Consider the following 16,156-nt stretch of genomic DNA (forward strand, 5'->3'; position numbering starts at 1 on the left):
TCATTTATCCTCAGGCCACACCCACTACCAGCCAGCGCGTCACAAGGAACAGCACCAGAGCCAGCGTTGAGGCAACCCACATCAGTCGAATCGTTTGGGAAATGTCATCTATGGAAATAGTGCGCTGCGCGTCGCCGATCCACGGTTTTTCAACGCGCTCGCCAAAGTAATCATTCGGGCCGCCCAGTCGAATGCCCAACGCACCGGCAACGGAAGCCTCCGCCCAGGCACAGTTCGGGCTGCTGTGGTTATAGCGATCCCGCCAGCCCACACAGAGCGCCCGGGCGCCGTCACGACGGCACAGCACCGCTGCCGCGCTCAGCAGCAGCCAGCTCAGCCGTGCAGGAATGTAGTTCGCGACGTCGTCCAGGCGAGCGCTGACCATGCCAATCGCCCGGTATTTTTCGTGTTTATAACCCACCATGGAATCCAGGGTATTCACCGCTTTGTAGGCCATCGCCAGCGGCGCGCCGCCAATTAAGAGGAAGAACAGCGGCGCGATAATGCCGTCAACCGTATTCTCCGCCACGGTTTCCACGACCGCCCGGTTGATCTGTTCTGGCTGAAGTTGCGATGTGTCACGCCCCACAATCCACGAGAGCTTTTCGCGGCTTTGTGCAAGGTTACCTTCGCGCAGCGGGCGCTCAACCTCCTGTGCCGCCGTTGCCAGACAGCGCCCCGCCAGCACGGTGAAAATCATCCAGACTTCAACGACCCAACCGAGCCATGGATGAATCCACGCCGCCAGGTGTAACACGCCCCAGGCAACCGCCCACGTCAAGCCGACAACCACCAGCCACATCACCCCACCACCCATGCGTAACGCCCGGTCGCTGTGGCAGTAGCGGCGGATAATCCGCTGCACGGTAGTGATCAGATTGCCTATCCAGCGCACCGGATGCGGCCAGTGTGGTGGGTCGCCAATCACGACATCGAGAAGCCAGGCCACACACCATGCCAGTAGCGTCATAACGCCTCCCGCGCGGCATTCAGCCAGTGATTAAGCATTAATGGACGCTGAGCAAAGTGAACGTGCAGGTAGCTGGCGAAGGTGTTGCCCGTTCGCCAGCCACCGGACCACGCCTGCACCATCTGACCGTCACGGACTTTACGGCAAGCCAGCACAGCGGGGGTTTCAGGGGAAAAATCGGAGTAATGGAATTCATGACCGCGCAGCACATCGCCTTCCGCGGCCAGCAGCGTGGGCTGCAAAGCCTGCGCTTCACAATAGCCAAAGCGGGTTAGCCGTTTACCCATTTTGCTGCGACCGGGAAGGATATCGGCCATGCGATGCTCAACCCCGTCGGCATCTTCCAGCAGGCTGCCGAGGTACATCAATCCGCCGCATTCGGCATAAATGGCGACACCGCGCTGATGCGCCTCGCGCAGGCTTGTCAGCATAGTAGTATTGGCCGCCAGCGCGGACGCGTGCAGTTCCGGATAACCGCCGCCCAGCCAGACCATTTGACAATCGGGTAATTCGCGATCGTGGAGCGGGCTGAAGCGTACAATGTTGACGCCGGTACGCGCCAGCAGCGCCACGTTATCGGGATAATAAAAATTAAAGGCCTCATCATCAGCCATCGCCAGCGTCAGTCCTTCTCCGGCGTTGGGCGCAGGACATTCAGGCCATTCGCCTGGCGGCAATGCCTGAAGGTGGATTAACGCCAGCAACCGATCGATATCCAGCGTACTTTCCAGCCGGGCGGCGAAATCCTGCCACGATTGTTGATTGACGACGGACTCACGCGCGGTCACCAGTCCCAGATGCCGTTCGGGTAGCGCGACGCCGTCAACACGCGGGACGTAACCCAGCACCGGCACAGCGCAGTAGTGCTCGATAGCGGTTTTCAGCAACTGGAAATGGGACTCACTGTTGACGCGGTTAACGATGACGCCGGCAATGTTCAGCGTCGGGTCGAAATGCTGGAAGCCCATCACCGTGGCGGCAATGGAAGTAGAAACGGCTTTCCCGTCAACCAGCAGAATGACCGGACAGCCCAACTGTTTTGCCATCGCGGCGGTACTGCAATAATCAGGATCTGTACCGTAACCGTCATACAGCCCCATCACCCCTTCGATCACTGCAATATCTGCATCCTGCATCTGTTCGCGGAACAGCGCATTAAGCACCGGCTCGGGGAGCATAAAACTGTCGAGGTTGCGGGAGGCGGTACCGCTGATGGCCGTATGCCAGGCGGTGTCAAGGTAATCAGGGCCGACTTTGCAGGGCTGGACGCGTAAACCACGTTGTTTCATCACGTTCAGCAAGCCCAGCGTCACTGTGGTTTTACCACAGCCGCTACCGGTACCTGCCAGAACAAACGCGTACTGCTTTGCCGCCATGACCCTGATCCTGTTCAGGGTGGTAGGGATGTACTGACACCCAGTCTTCCGACTGTACGCATCTGAGCAACCCACTTCCCACCGAAGTTGTTGGTAGTATCCGACAGGCTGGTCTTCTGGCTTAGCGTCGTCCTCGCCCGTCCTTCCCAATCTTGCGATCAGTGGTCTTCACGGGGTTGTCAGCATCACAGCAGCGGGGGCTGCGGGGGATTTTCACCCCCTTCCCAGACACAAATGTGTCAAACCTGTCGGCTTAAATGATGAACAGAATGAATTCTCCTCATCACAACAATACTTTTCGTTACTTATTCGTTACGCATTTTTTATCAACAAAAAACGCCGCAATAAAACGATTCTGAATGAAATGTCATGCAAGAGAATAATGAAACCTCTTAACAATGACACTGTATCTCATCACAGAAATAAAAACTGGTGAAGTTTATTCCGTAAAGAGCGATATTTTATTGCGCTATGACAATTTATTGCTGTACTAAAAACACTTAACCATTATAAATGACCGGATTACGCGGGAATATCAAAAATCGGCAATAGCAAAATATTGCTATTTATGCCGATTCAGCAGGCAAGTTTTCATTTATTTTTTGCCGATAGGCCTGCGGCGTAACCTGATAAGTCTGACGGAACACTTTGCAAAAATAGCTGGTTTGCGAAAAACCTAAATTGCGGGCAATACTGGCAATGCTCCAGTCACTGTGACAAAGCAGCTCTCTGGCACTGGCCATGCGCTGTTGATTGACCCACGCGTTAAAACCAATGCCCTGATATTTTTTGAACAGTTTGCTGAAGTAGTACGGGCTCAGGTAAACATGCGAGGCCACATCTTCAAGGCGAAGATCGTCTGACAAGTGGGCATCAATATAGCGTAACGCCTTTTTCATTTTGCTGTCATGAGGGCTGGCGGCGCGGGTCGGGCGTGAAGGCTCAGCAGGTTGCGTGCTGTCTTTGATCACCACGAAATTGAGTTGCTTCTTGAGGCAGTTTTCAACAATGAGTTTGAGCAGATCCGCCGAGGCCATCACGCGAGAATAGTCCATTTCCGGGACATTACTGAACTCATTGAGCAGTTCAGGATCGGCCTGCCAGCGATCGTCAACCTTCATGATATCGAGCAGATCGGCACCATCATCGTTACGTAAACGCACCTGGCCGCACAGAACGAATCCAACAAGATGGCCTGCGATCACGAGAGGAATAGAGAAATCGGTAAGCCCGGCATGGCAGCGATAGATACAGGGTTGATCCGATTTTGACGCTTCCAGTCCCCCACAGCGATCGCTCATACGACACCGGGTACTGTGTTGCGGATGCTGACGCATCAGTTGGCAAAAAGGTGTGAAATTAAACAGCTCAGAAATCTCATCACCGTGAATATTGACAACCACAACAGCCAGGCTGGTCGCTTGCGCAAAATCCTGTGCGATTTTATTAATGAGTTCTGAGTTCAGGGTGCTCGCAGAAATCATGATAAAATCCCTCAGTTAATCCATTGTTATAATGAAAACATAAATTTTACATTTACTTCTTATCATCCCCATCCTTGTATGTAAATGACAGAAAGTACAAGGGACAATAACAAAAGTCTCCCTGGGTGGGGAGACTTTTTAGTCAGTTCGTGAAAGCAGATCACGAAAAAGAAATTAAAGACGTGATATTAGCCACGCCAGCCAAAATTACGCGTCCGTCTCTTCGATTTTACACGTATTACAGGGCAAATTTTTACCGATAAGGTACTTATAGATAGCCGCGCCCGCACACGCACCAATCAATGGCGCAATAATCGGCACAATAAAGTACGGAATATCGCGTCCACCAGTCATCGCAATATCTCCCCAACCTGCCATCCAGGCGAACAGCTTAGGACCAAAATCACGCGCCGGGTTCATGGCAAAGCCGGTTAACGGGCCTGTGGACGCACCAATTACCGCCACCAGAATACCGATCAGCAGCGGCGCCAGTGCCCCTTTAGGCACACCGTTACCATCATCGGTCAGCGCCATAATCAGCCCCATCAGGATTGAGGTGATGACGATTTCGACCCCAGCCGCCTGCCACACGCTCAGCGCGGCCGCCGGATAGGTACTGAAAATACTGGCCAGATAGAGGCTATCGACACTGCCGCGAACCATGTTGTGGGCAGTTTCATACTCGGTGAATAAATTGCCGTAAAGCAGATAAGCCAGCACCGCACCGCCAAACGCTCCCGCGACCTGCGCGATGATGTAAGGCAGAACTTTGCGTCCCGGGAAGCAGGCAAACAGCCAGAGTGCGACTGTGATGGCCGGGTTCAGATGCGCTCCGGAAATTCCCGCCGTCAGATAAACCGCAAGCGAAATACCCAGACCCCAAATAATACAAATTTCCCAGAGACCCAGACTGGCGCCTGCGACTTTCAGTGCGCTAAGGCAGCCGATACCAAAAAACAAAAACAATCCGGTACCCAAAAACTCGGCAATGCATTGCGCTTTCAGTGAATCATTCATTGTGACACCTTCTTAGAAGCGTTCGTGTCCTTACCAGCGGACCCTTGCTGGTCGTAGAGTACAACGGCACTACTATAGGAAGAGGCCGCTGAAAATTGTTGGCAAACTGCGCATTCTCAGACCTGGAAAAATCGTGTTGTTATAGCAATTTCTTGCCATCTATTTATTCAAAGGCAGCGTGTAGAGTGCCTGAATGTAATTAACCAGGACGATTCGTGATAGCAAAAATTGGTTATTTGAAGATTTTCCTTTTCCAATCAATGTCACAAATTGGATTTTCCGCATAGCAAATTAAATTAACCCTGTCACCCTCCAAAATGTAAATATGGAATAGCAAAAGCCAAAATATCACATTAATAAAAAATAACAAAAACAATAAAAACAAATAGATAAAATAAAACATAGCAAGTTTGTCACATTCACAGCCCACTAATTTTTCACCCAGACTTTCAAGTCAGCCATTCTTTTTCCTCGCTTCTTTTTATAGTCATGAATATCGGGACAACCCAGGCGAGGTCTTTATGCAACAAGAAGCATTAGGAATGGTAGAAACCAAAGGCTTAACTGCAGCCATAGAGGCCGCAGATGCAATGGTGAAGTCAGCCAATGTCATGTTGGTCGGCTACGAAAAAATTGGCTCAGGGCTGGTAACCGTCATCGTTCGCGGTGATGTCGGTGCCGTAAAAGCGGCGACCGATGCTGGCGCTGCTGCTGCGCGCAACGTGGGAGAAGTGAAAGCCGTACACGTGATTCCACGCCCTCATACCGATGTTGAAAAAATCTTACCGAAGGGAATTAACCCATGAGCAGCAATGAACTGGTTGAACAGATCATGGCGCAGGTCATTGCCCGTGTGGCAACGCCTGATCAAGCGGGTATCCCTGATAAAACCCATCCAAAACGAGAGACGGCTATGGCAGAGAAGAGCTGCAGTTTAACGGAATTTGTTGGCACCGCGATTGGCGACACCGTAGGTCTGGTGATTGCAAACGTAGACAGTGCCCTGTTGGAAGCAATGAAGCTTGAGAAGCGCTATCGCTCCATTGGCATCCTGGGCGCGCGTACCGGCGCGGGTCCGCACATTATGGCGGCAGACGAAGCGGTCAAAGCCACCAATACCGAAGTGGTAAGCATTGAACTCCCTCGCGATACCAAAGGCGGCGCGGGTCACGGTTCTCTCATTATTATCGGCGGTAACGACGTTTCCGACGTTAAGCGCGGAATTGAAGTGGCGCTGAAAGAACTCGATCGCACCTTTGGTGATGTGTATGGCAACGAAGCCGGACACATCGAACTGCAGTACACCGCTCGCGCCAGTTACGCGCTGGAAAAAGCGTTTGGTGCGCCGGTTGGCCGTGCCTGCGGCGTGATTGTGGGTGCTCCGGCTTCCGTCGGCGTGTTAATGGCAGATACTGCCCTGAAAGCCGCGAACGTTGAAGTTGTGGCCTACAGCTCTCCGGCACATGGCACCAGCTTCAGTAACGAAGCGATCCTGGTGATCTCCGGCGATTCTGGCGCAGTGCGTCAGGCGGTTATCTCAGCGCGAGAAATCGGTAAAACCGTTCTTGCGACCCTCGGTGCTGAACCGAAAAACGATCGCCCGTCCTATATCTGAACTCCGTGAGGCTCATTCATGAGATCGAAAAGATTTGAAGCACTGGCGAAACGCCCTGTCAATCAGGACGGATTCGTTAAGGAGTGGATCGAAGAAGGCTTCATTGCGATGGAAAGCCCGAACGATCCCAAGCCGTCGATTAAAATCGTTAACGGCGCCGTCACCGAACTCGATGGCAAATCGGTCAGCCAGTTTGACCTGATTGACCACTTCATTGCCCGTTACGGCATCAACCTGGCACGCGCAGAAGAAGTGATGGCGATGGACTCCGTAAAACTCGCTAACATGCTGTGCGATCCTAACGTAAAACGTCGCGACATTGTGCCACTGACCACGGCGATGACCCCGGCAAAAATTGTCGAAGTGGTTTCGCACATGAACGTCGTTGAGATGATGATGGCGATGCAAAAGATGCGCGCGCGTCGCACGCCATCCCAACAGGCGCACGTCACCAACGTCAAAGATAACCCGGTACAGATTGCGGCCGACGCCGCAGAAGGCGCATGGCGCGGATTTGACGAGCAAGAGACCACAGTAGCCGTGGCGCGTTATGCTCCGTTCAACGCCATTGCACTGCTCGTCGGTTCCCAGGTGGGCCGCCCCGGCGTGTTAACCCAGTGTTCACTGGAAGAGGCAACCGAACTGAAGCTCGGTATGCTGGGACACACCTGCTACGCCGAAACCATTTCCGTCTACGGTACCGAACCGGTCTTTACTGACGGCGACGACACGCCGTGGTCAAAAGGTTTCCTCGCCTCTTCTTACGCTTCGCGTGGGTTGAAAATGCGCTTCACTTCCGGTTCAGGTTCTGAAGTACAGATGGGTTATGCCGAGGGCAAATCCATGCTGTATCTCGAAGCGCGCTGCATTTACATCACCAAAGCGGCAGGCGTACAGGGTCTGCAAAACGGCTCCGTAAGCTGCATCGGCGTTCCGTCCGCAGTGCCATCAGGAATTCGTGCGGTACTGGCAGAAAACCTGATCTGTTCCTCGCTGGATCTGGAATGCGCCTCCAGTAACGACCAGACCTTTACCCACTCCGATATGCGTCGTACCGCGCGTCTGCTGATGCAGTTCCTGCCGGGGACAGACTTTATCTCTTCCGGTTATTCCGCCGTGCCGAACTACGACAACATGTTCGCGGGCTCCAACGAAGATGCGGAAGACTTTGATGACTACAACGTTATCCAGCGCGACCTGAAAGTGGACGGTGGTCTGCGTCCGGTACGTGAAGAAGACGTTATCGCCATTCGTAACAAAGCAGCGCGCGCTCTGCAGGCGGTTTTCGCTGGCATGGGGCTGCCGCCCATTACGGATGAAGAAGTTGAAGCCGCAACCTACGCCCACGGTTCGAAAGATATGCCTGAACGTAACATCGTTGAGGACATCAAGTTTGCGCAGGAAATCATCAATAAGAACCGCAACGGTCTGGAAGTGGTGAAAGCGCTGGCTCAGGGCGGCTTTACCGATGTCGCGCAGGACATGCTCAACATCCAGAAGGCCAAGTTAACCGGGGACTATCTGCATACCTCCGCCATCATCGTCGGCGATGGACAAGTGCTCTCTGCCGTCAATGACGTCAACGATTATGCCGGTCCGGCAACAGGTTATCGCCTGCAAGGCGAACGCTGGGAAGAAATTAAAAACATCCCTGGCGCACTTGATCCCAACGAGCTTGGCTAAGGGGTGAACAATGGAAATTAATGAAAAATTGCTGCGCCAGATTATCGAAGACGTGCTGTCCGAAATGCAGACCAGCGATAAGCCCGTCTCATTTCGTGCACCGGGAACGTCAACCGCGCCTGCTGCACCGGCCGGTGACAGTTTCCTGACGGAAATTGGCGAGGCGAAACAGGGCACGCAACAGGACGAAGTGATTATTGCGGTCGGCCCGGCGTTTGGTCTCTCTCAGACCGTTAACATCGTCGGTCTACCGCATAAAAACATTCTGCGCGAAGTGATTGCCGGGATTGAAGAGGAAGGTATTAAAGCGCGTGTAATTCGCTGCTTTAAATCATCCGACGTGGCCTTCGTTGCCGTTGAGGGTAACCGTCTGAGTGGTTCCGGCATCTCTATCGGCATCCAGTCAAAAGGCACGACGGTCATCCATCAACAGGGACTGCCGCCGCTGTCCAACCTGGAGTTGTTCCCGCAGGCTCCGCTGCTGACGCTGGAAACCTATCGCCAGATTGGGAAAAACGCCGCGCGTTATGCCAAGCGTGAATCACCGCAGCCGGTCCCGACGCTGAACGACCAGATGGCGCGCCCGAAATATCAGGCTAAATCCGCCATCTTGCACATTAAAGAGACGAAGTACGTCGTGACGGGCAAAAACCCGCAGGAACTGCGCGTGGCGCTTTAATAAGGATCCCTTTATGAATACCGATGCAATTGAATCGATGGTTCGGGATGTGTTGAGCCGCATGAACAGCCTGCAGGGCGACACATCTGCCCCGGCAGCAGCTTCGGGCACTACGACCCAGACCGCCAAAGTGACTGACTATCCGCTCGCCAGTAAGCACCCTGAGTGGGTTAAAACGGCCACCAACAAAACGCTGGATGAGTTCACCCTCGAAAACGTTCTGAGCAACAAAGTGACCGCACAGGATATGCGTATCACACCGGAAACGCTGCGCATTCAGGCGGCTATTGCCAAAGATGCCGGACGTGACCGCCTGGCGATGAACTTTGAGCGCGCCGCAGAACTGACGGCGGTGCCGGACGATCGCATTCTCGAGATCTATAACGCCCTGCGTCCTTATCGTTCAACGAAAGAAGAACTGCTCGCGATCGCGGACGATCTTGAAAACCGCTATCAGGCCAAAATCTGCGCCGCGTTTGTTCGTGAAGCGGCGGTGTTGTACGTCGAGCGTAAGAAGCTGAAAGGCGACGACTAAGGAAAGGTCATGAGATATATAGCTGGCATTGATATCGGCAACTCATCCACAGAAGTCGCGCTGGCGACGCTGGATGACACTGGCGCGCTCACCATTACCGGTAGCGCGCTGGCAGAAACCACCGGGATAAAAGGCACATTGCGTAATGTGTTTGGGATTCAGGAGGCGCTCACGCTTGCGGCTAACCGTGCAGGCATCAATGTCAGCGATATCTCGCTTATCCGTATCAACGAAGCCACCCCGGTGATTGGTGATGTCGCGATGGAAACCATCACGGAAACCATCATCACCGAATCCACCATGATCGGTCATAACCCGAAAACACCGGGCGGCGTCGGCCTGGGGGTGGGGATCACTATCACGCCGGAAGAGTTACTCACCCGACCGGCGGATACCCCGTTAATTCTGGTGGTGTCATCTGCTTTCGATTTCGCTGATGTCGCCACCATGATTAACGCCTCTGTCCGTGCCGGTTACCAGTTAACCGGTGTCATTTTGCAACAGGACGATGGCGTTCTGGTCAGTAACCGACTGGAAAAACCCCTGCCCATCGTTGACGAAGTGCTGTACATCGACCGTATCCCGCTCGGAATGCTGGCCGCCATTGAGGTCGCCGTGCCCGGTAAAGTCATCGAAACGCTGTCAAATCCTTATGGCATCGCGACGGTGTTTAATCTCAATGCGGACGAGACCAAAAACATTGTCCCGATGGCGCGAGCGCTGATTGGCAACCGTTCCGCCGTGGTGGTGAAAACCCCGTCAGGCGATGTTAAAGCGCGCGCCATTCCTGCCGGAAACATTGAACTGCAGTCCCAAGGGCGCACGCTACGCGTTGATGTCGCGGCAGGCGCCGATGCCATTATGAAAGCAGTTGGCGAATGCCCGAAACTGGACAACGTTACCGGTGAAGCGGGCACTAATATTGGCGGTATGCTGGAACACGTTCGCCAGACAATGGCGGAACTGACCAATAAGCCAAGCAACGAAATTTTTATCCAGGATTTACTGGCCGTAGATACCTCCGTTCCGGTCAGTGTCACCGGTGGACTGGCCGGTGAGTTTTCTCTTGAGCAGGCTGTCGGTATCGCCTCGATGGTGAAATCAGACCGTCTGCAGATGGCAATGATCGCCAGCGAAATCAAAGAAAAGCTGAACGTGGATGTACAGGTTGGCGGTGCAGAAGCCGAAGCGGCAATTCTGGGCGCGCTCACCACGCCAGGTACCACGCGTCCGCTGGCGATTCTGGACTTAGGGGCGGGCTCGACCGACGCCTCCATTATCAATCCCAAAGGCGAAATTATCGCCACCCACCTCGCCGGGGCTGGCGACATGGTTACCATGATCATCGCCCGGGAGCTGGGACTTGATGACCGCTATCTGGCGGAAGAGATCAAAAAGTATCCGTTAGCCAAAGTCGAAAGCCTTTTCCATCTGCGCCACGAAGACGGTAGCGTTCAATTCTTCCCGACGCCACTTCCCCCTGCGGTGTTTGCCCGCGTCTGTGTGGTCAAGCCGGATGAACTGGTGCCCCTGCCCGGCGATCTCGCGCTGGAGAAAGTTCGCGCCATTCGCCGCAGCGCCAAAGAGCGCGTGTTTGTCACCAACGCCCTGCGCGCACTGCGACAGGTTAGCCCGACGGGCAATATCCGCGATATTCCGTTTGTCGTTCTGGTCGGTGGCTCCTCGCTGGACTTTGAAGTGCCGCAACTGGTGACGGACGCCCTGGCGCATTATCGCCTGGTGGCCGGACGCGGAAACATTCGCGGCACCGAAGGCCCGCGAAACGCGGTTGCGACGGGGCTCATCCTCTCCTGGCATAAGGAGTTTGCCCATGGACAGTAGCGTCACCACGCCTGCCATTGTGATTTCGACCATCGGCGACTGCCTTTCAGTCTGGAAAGAGGTGCTGCTCGGCATTGAAGAAGAAGGCATTCCGTTTGTGATCCAAAACCAGGCGGCGGGAGAAGTCGTTCAGAGCGCATGGCAGGCGGCCCGCCAGTCTCCGCTGCTGGTCGGCATCGCCTGCAATGAAGAAACCCTGGTCGTGCACTACAAGAATTTACCCACTTCAGCGCCGCTTTTTACGCTGACGTATCGCCAAAACAGCCTTGACCGGCGAAGTACTGGAAACAACGCGGCAAGGTTAGTCAAAGGGATCCCCTTCCGGGATCTCAATGCTTAATCCACAGGAGAATTGCAGTATGAATAACGCACTGGGTCTGGTTGAAACAAAAGGGTTGGTCGGCGCGATTGAAGCCGCAGATGCCATGGTGAAATCCGCCAACGTGCAACTGGTCGGTTACGAAAAAATCGGCTCCGGCCTGGTGACCGTCATGGTTCGCGGTGACGTCGGCGCCGTTAAAGCCGCCGTTGATGCAGGCTGCGCGGCAGCAAGCGTCGTGGGTGAGGTGAAATCCAGCCACGTTATCCCGCGTCCGCACAGCGACGTTGAGGCTATTTTACCAAAATCGGCCTGAGCATTATCGAAAAGGAGCACAGCGTGAAGCAATCACTGGGATTACTCGAAGTTAGTGGTCTGGCATTAGCCATCTGTTGCGCAGATGCCATGGCGAAAGCGGCTTCCATCACGCTGGTTGGCCTTGAAAAAACCAACGGTTCAGGCTGGACGGTGATCAAGATCACCGGTGATGTGGCATCAGTACAGTCTGCCATTATCACCGGTGCTCATCTCGCTGAACAGCAAGATGGCCTGGTCGCGCATAAAGTGATCGCCAGACCTGGCGAGGGCATTCTTTCTCGCGCGATGGCTGCCACTCCGGCACCTGTGCCTGCACCCGAAACGGTGTCTGCACCGGAATCCGTACCAGCCCCCATCGAAGAACCTGAAACTGAAGTCGTTGTAGAAGAGTCAGCACCGGAAGCGGCGCCTGAAGACGGGATCATCAGCTGCAATTTGTGTCTGGACCCGGCCTGTAAGCGCCAGAAAGGCGAACCCCGGTCGCTCTGCCTGCATTCAGGTAAACGAGGTTAAGCGTAATGGATAAGCAACTTCTGGAAACGACGGTCAGCAAAGTGCTGAATGAATTACGGGATCGCCCCATTCCACTGGGCGTTTCCAACCGTCATATCCACCTTAACGCTGAGGATTATGCCCGTCTATTTCCGGGACATCCTATTAGTGAGAAAAAAGGGCTTCTGCAACCGGGACAGTATGCGGCTGAGCAAACCGTCACGTTAGTGGGACCAAAAGGTCAACTGAAAAATGTCCGCCTGCTGGGGCCGCTGCGTAGCACCAGCCAGGTGGAGATTTCGCGCACAGATGCCAGAACGCTGGGCATCGCCGCGCCGTTGCGGATGTCCGGAAATCTCAAAGGTACGCCGGGTATTCGCCTCGTGAGTCCCTTTGGCGAACTCGAACTCACCTCCGGGGTGATCGTCGCCCAGCGCCACATTCACATGTCGCCGCTGGATGCGCTGATCCTGCGCGTTGCTCACGGCGATAGCGTCAGTGTCGCTATTGAGGGCACCGATCGTCGGCTGATCTTCGATAACGTTGCGGTACGCGTTTCCCCCGACATGCGTCTGGAGATGCATATTGATACGGACGAGGCCAATGCCGCCGGGGCAGATGATCCCAATGCTTTCGTCACACTGGTGACTGAGCGATGAACGGCGATCTGTTGCAGCGAATCGTCGAGGAGGTGGTCTCCCGCCTGCAACGTCGTGCGCAAAGCACCGTCACGCTGAGCGTCGCGCAACTGCGGGAAACACCGTCCCGCGCCCTGTTTTCTCAGTATGCCTCTGTGCATATTTTACAGGTCGATCTGCCCCTGCTGGAGCAGATCGCCAACAACGATTCGTCACATGCCGCCGCCGTCATGATCCATGAGGCGCTGGCATTTGGCCTGCGGGTGCAACTCTCAGTGCAACGTCGGTTACTGCCCGCCGTGCCGGTAAAAAAACTGGCCCGACTGCCGCTGATTCTCTGTGACGAGCAGGGGCAGCCTATCATGCTGCACCCCACCCGACTGTTAAGTTATGCCGATGTTGCCCCGTTACCTGCAGGGTTGCTGGTGCTGCATCGCAAATGTGTTGTTACCGCGCTGGCTCGCGAGACCGCGAGCTCGCGCCACATCCAATTGATGAAGCAGGAGTGAACCATGCATCTGGCACGTGTTACAGGCGCGGTGGTATCCACGCAAAAATCGCCCTCGTTGGTCGGAAAAAAACTTCTGCTGGTACGCCGCGTGAGTGCCGACGGTGAATTGCCGGCGAACCCAACGGCAGGTGATGAAGTCGCCGTTGACTCCGTCGGCGCAGGCGTTGGCGAACTGGTGCTCCTGAGTAGTGGCTCCAGCGCCAGACATGTTTTTTCCGGGCCGAATGAGGCCATCGATCTGGCCGTTGTCGGCATTGTCGACACGCTTTCTCGGTAAGGGGGAGTTATGGCGATTTATACCCGCACAGGTGATGCTGGCACAACCGCGCTCTTTACCGGACAGCGCGTCAGTAAAACGCACCCCCGCGTGGAAGCGTATGGCACGCTCGATGAGCTTAACGCCGCGCTGAGCCTGTGCGTCTGCGCCACCCATAGCGCGCAGCATCGCGCGCTGCTGGAGGCCATTCAGCTACAAATTTTCTGGTTCAGCGCTGAACTTGCCAGCGAAAGCGAGCAGCCGTCTGCGGATCAGCGCTATATCAGCTCTGAGGAAATTGCCGCACTGGAAGCGGCTATCGACACCGCGATGGGACGCGTTGCCCCCTTGCACAGTTTCATTTTGCCTGGCCGTTGCGAAGCCGCAAGCCGCCTGCATTTTGCCCGCACTCTGGCGCGCCGGGCCGAACGCCGTCTGGTGGAACTCGCGGCCGAGGTCACCGTCAGGCATGTGCTGATGCGCTATATCAACCGCCTGTCAGACTGCTTGTATGCACTGGCGCGCGCGGAAGATCACGACGCCCATCAGGACACCATTATCCGGGAAGTGACGAAGCGCTATCTGGCAGCGGGTCACGCCCCTGTCAAAAAGGAATCTACGATGTCGCTCTCCTTTGGCGATCTTCACCAGTTAACACGCGCCGCCGTCGAGCGAGCGCAAGTCTTAAACGTCCCGGTGGTCATCAGCATTGTTGATGCTAACGGCACCGAAGCCGTCACCTGGCGGATGCCGGATGCCCTGCTGGTCAGCAGTGAACTGGCGCCGAAAAAAGCCTGGACCGCGGTGGCGATGAAAACCGCGACGCACGAACTTGCGTCAGTAGTTCAGCCCGGCGCGCCGCTATACGGGCTGGAAAGTCATATGCAGGGAAAAGTCGTCACTTTTGGCGGCGGCTACGCGCTATGGCGTGATGGATTGCTTATTGGGGGTCTTGGTATCAGCGGTGGAAGCGTTGAACAGGACATGGACATTGCACAGGCTGCCATTGCGGCAATAAACGTGAGAACACATCAATGAATACGACCGAACTGGAAACCCTCATCCGCACTATTTTGAGCGAGCAACTGGCTCCCGCAAAAACTGAAATCAAAGGGAACGGCATCTTTCAGTCTGTTGGTGAAGCTGTCGATGCTGCCCACCAGGCGTTCTTGCGTTATCAGCAATCACCATTAAAAACGCGCAGCGCCATTATTAGCGCTATCCGGGAAGAGCTGGCGCCACAACTGGCTACGCTGGCGGCAGAGAGCGCTGCAGAAACCGGAATGGGTAACAAAGAGGACAAATTCCTCAAAAACAAAGCGGCGCTGGACAATACGCCGGGTATTGAAGATCTGACCACCACGGCACTCACTGGCGACGGCGGCATGGTGCTGTTTGAGTATTCGCCGTTCGGCGTGATTGGTTCCGTTGCGCCCAGCACTAACCCGACAGAAACCATTATTAACAACAGCATCAGCATGCTGGCGGCGGGCAACAGCGTCTATTTCAGCCCGCATCCGGGTGCTAAGGCCGTGTCACTGAAACTTATCGCCATGATTGAAGATATTGCGTTTCGTCGCTGCGGCATTCGCAATCTGGTGGTGACCGTTGCCGAACCGACGTTTGAAGCCACCCAGCAGATGATGGCGCACCCGAAAATTGCCGTGCTGGCGATTACCGGCGGTCCGGGCATTGTGGCAATGGGTATGAAGAGCGGAAAAAAAGTGATTGGTGCAGGCGCGGGGAATCCTCCTTGCATCGTCGATGAGACGGCCGATCTGGTGAAAGCGGCGGAAGATATTATCAACGGCGCGTCGTTTGACTACAACCTGCCGTGCATCGCGGAAAAAAGCCTGATAGTGGTGGAATCCGTCGCTGAACAATTGATTCAGCAGATGCAAAGTTTCGGCGCGCTGTTGTTGAGTCCAGCCGAGACAGAGAAGCTGCGTGCAACCTGTCTGCCAGAGGGGGTAGCCAATAAAAAACTGGTGGGTAAAAGCCCTTGCGCTATGCTTGAAGCCGCCGGTATTCCGCTCCCGGCAAAAGCGCCGCGCCTGCTGATTGGCGTCGTCAGCGCCGACGACAGTTGGGTAACCAGCGAGCAGTTAATGCCGATGCTGCCCGTGGTGAAGGTGAAAGATTTTGACGCCGCGTTGTCGCTGGCGCTGAAAGTGGAAGAAGGATTACACCACACCGCCATTATGCATTCGCAGAATGTCTCTCGCCTGAACCTTGCGGCGCGGACTCTGCAGACCTCCATTTTCGTTAAAAACGGCCCCTCCTATGCGGGGATTGGCGTCGGCGGCGAAGGTTTTACCACCTTCACCATCGCCACGCCGACGGGTGAAGGGACAACGTCGGCACGCACGTTTGCCCGCTCCCGTCGCTGTGTGCTGACTAACGGTTTCTCAATCCGCTAAT

18 protein-coding genes and 1 riboswitch are annotated in these 16,156 nt (G+C 55.0%); of the genes, 14 read left to right on the plus strand and 4 right to left on the minus strand.

The features are described 5' to 3' along the window. Nucleotides 1-10: 10 nt before the first annotated feature. From cbiB to pduF, 4 genes are all read right to left on the minus strand, one after another. Entirely contained in the window at nt 11-970 is a 960-nt protein-coding gene (gene cbiB, locus KI228_RS13800; RefSeq protein WP_061069955.1) for an adenosylcobinamide-phosphate synthase CbiB, read from the minus strand. Further along, nucleotides 967-2,346, minus strand: coding sequence for a cobyrinic acid a,c-diamide synthase CobB (locus KI228_RS13805; protein WP_061069954.1), 1,380 nt, complete (start codon nt 2,344-2,346; stop codon nt 967-969). Before KI228_RS13805 ends, cbiB begins: the two co-directional genes overlap by 4 nt. A gap of 89 nt (nt 2,347-2,435) precedes the next feature. Continuing rightward, nucleotides 2,436-2,610, minus strand: a riboswitch (cobalamin riboswitch). Between the two features lie 302 nt (nt 2,611-2,912). Continuing rightward, nucleotides 2,913-3,830 carry a transcriptional regulator PocR gene (pocR, locus tag KI228_RS13810; RefSeq protein WP_043000240.1) on the minus strand — a complete coding sequence of 306 codons (918 nt, stop codon included), beginning with the start codon at nt 3,828-3,830 and terminating at the stop codon, nt 2,913-2,915. A 207-nt stretch (nt 3,831-4,037) separates the two neighbouring features. Further along, entirely contained in the window at nt 4,038-4,847 is an 810-nt protein-coding gene (gene pduF / locus KI228_RS13815; protein ID WP_043000239.1) for a propanediol diffusion facilitator PduF, read from the minus strand. 521 nt (nt 4,848-5,368) lie between these two features. On the opposite strand from pduF, the gene pduA reads away from it, so the two are divergent. From pduA to pduP, 14 genes are read left to right on the plus strand one after another with little or no spacing between them, the layout of a single operon-like run. Then, nucleotides 5,369-5,653 carry a propanediol utilization microcompartment protein PduA gene (pduA, locus tag KI228_RS13820; RefSeq protein ID WP_012906330.1) on the plus strand — a complete coding sequence of 95 codons (285 nt, stop codon included), beginning with the start codon at nt 5,369-5,371 and terminating at the stop codon, nt 5,651-5,653. Beyond that, nucleotides 5,650-6,462, plus strand: a complete 813-nt coding sequence (gene pduB / locus KI228_RS13825) for a propanediol utilization microcompartment protein PduB (RefSeq protein WP_043000238.1) — start codon at nt 5,650-5,652, stop codon at nt 6,460-6,462. Before pduA ends, pduB begins: the two co-directional genes overlap by 4 nt. A gap of 18 nt (nt 6,463-6,480) precedes the next feature. Then, nucleotides 6,481-8,145, plus strand: coding sequence for a propanediol dehydratase large subunit PduC (gene pduC, locus KI228_RS13830; protein ID WP_042318193.1), 1,665 nt, complete (start codon nt 6,481-6,483; stop codon nt 8,143-8,145). Between the two features lie 10 nt (nt 8,146-8,155). After that, nucleotides 8,156-8,824 (plus strand): propanediol dehydratase medium subunit PduD, encoded by a 669-nt coding sequence (gene pduD, locus KI228_RS13835; protein ID WP_043000237.1) that lies wholly within the window; start codon nt 8,156-8,158, stop codon nt 8,822-8,824. Between the two features lie 13 nt (nt 8,825-8,837). Next, a complete protein-coding gene (pduE, locus tag KI228_RS13840; RefSeq protein ID WP_043000236.1) occupies nt 8,838-9,359 on the plus strand; it encodes a propanediol dehydratase small subunit PduE in 522 nt (173 codons plus the stop codon). Between the two features lie 9 nt (nt 9,360-9,368). After that, nucleotides 9,369-11,201, plus strand: a complete 1,833-nt coding sequence (locus tag KI228_RS13845; protein ID WP_043000235.1) for a diol dehydratase reactivase subunit alpha — start codon at nt 9,369-9,371, stop codon at nt 11,199-11,201. Further along, nucleotides 11,191-11,541: a glycerol dehydratase reactivase beta/small subunit family protein gene (locus KI228_RS13850; RefSeq protein WP_043000234.1), complete on the plus strand. Its 351-nt coding sequence runs from the start codon at nt 11,191-11,193 to the stop codon at nt 11,539-11,541. Before KI228_RS13845 ends, KI228_RS13850 begins: the two co-directional genes overlap by 11 nt. Before the next feature lie 19 nt (nt 11,542-11,560). Next, nucleotides 11,561-11,836 (plus strand): propanediol utilization microcompartment protein PduJ, encoded by a 276-nt coding sequence (gene pduJ / locus KI228_RS13855; RefSeq protein WP_042318188.1) that lies wholly within the window; start codon nt 11,561-11,563, stop codon nt 11,834-11,836. A gap of 23 nt (nt 11,837-11,859) precedes the next feature. Beyond that, nucleotides 11,860-12,351 carry a BMC domain-containing protein gene (locus KI228_RS13860; RefSeq protein ID WP_283247494.1) on the plus strand — a complete coding sequence of 164 codons (492 nt, stop codon included), beginning with the start codon at nt 11,860-11,862 and terminating at the stop codon, nt 12,349-12,351. A gap of 5 nt (nt 12,352-12,356) precedes the next feature. Next, complete coding sequence (locus KI228_RS13865) at nt 12,357-12,989, plus strand: phosphate propanoyltransferase (RefSeq protein WP_043000232.1); 633 nt, start codon at nt 12,357-12,359, stop codon at nt 12,987-12,989. Then, on the plus strand, nt 12,986-13,477 hold the full coding sequence (gene pduM, locus KI228_RS13870; RefSeq protein WP_044327502.1) for a microcompartment protein PduM: 492 nt from the start codon (nt 12,986-12,988) through the stop codon (nt 13,475-13,477). Before KI228_RS13865 ends, pduM begins: the two co-directional genes overlap by 4 nt. Nucleotides 13,478-13,480: 3 nt before the next feature. Next, nucleotides 13,481-13,756, plus strand: coding sequence for a propanediol utilization microcompartment protein PduN (pduN, locus tag KI228_RS13875; protein WP_012906340.1), 276 nt, complete (start codon nt 13,481-13,483; stop codon nt 13,754-13,756). A gap of 9 nt (nt 13,757-13,765) precedes the next feature. After that, entirely contained in the window at nt 13,766-14,773 is a 1,008-nt protein-coding gene (gene pduO / locus KI228_RS13880; protein WP_058588250.1) for a two-domain cob(I)yrinic acid a,c-diamide adenosyltransferase PduO, read from the plus strand. Then, nucleotides 14,770-16,155 carry a CoA-acylating propionaldehyde dehydrogenase PduP gene (gene pduP, locus KI228_RS13885; protein WP_044267059.1) on the plus strand — a complete coding sequence of 462 codons (1,386 nt, stop codon included), beginning with the start codon at nt 14,770-14,772 and terminating at the stop codon, nt 16,153-16,155. Before pduO ends, pduP begins: the two co-directional genes overlap by 4 nt. The last annotated feature ends 1 nt before the right edge of the window (nt 16,156 follow it).

Origin of the sequence: Citrobacter amalonaticus (assembly GCF_018323885.1) — a bacterium.
Lineage (GTDB): Bacteria > Pseudomonadota > Gammaproteobacteria > Enterobacterales > Enterobacteriaceae > Citrobacter_A > Citrobacter_A amalonaticus.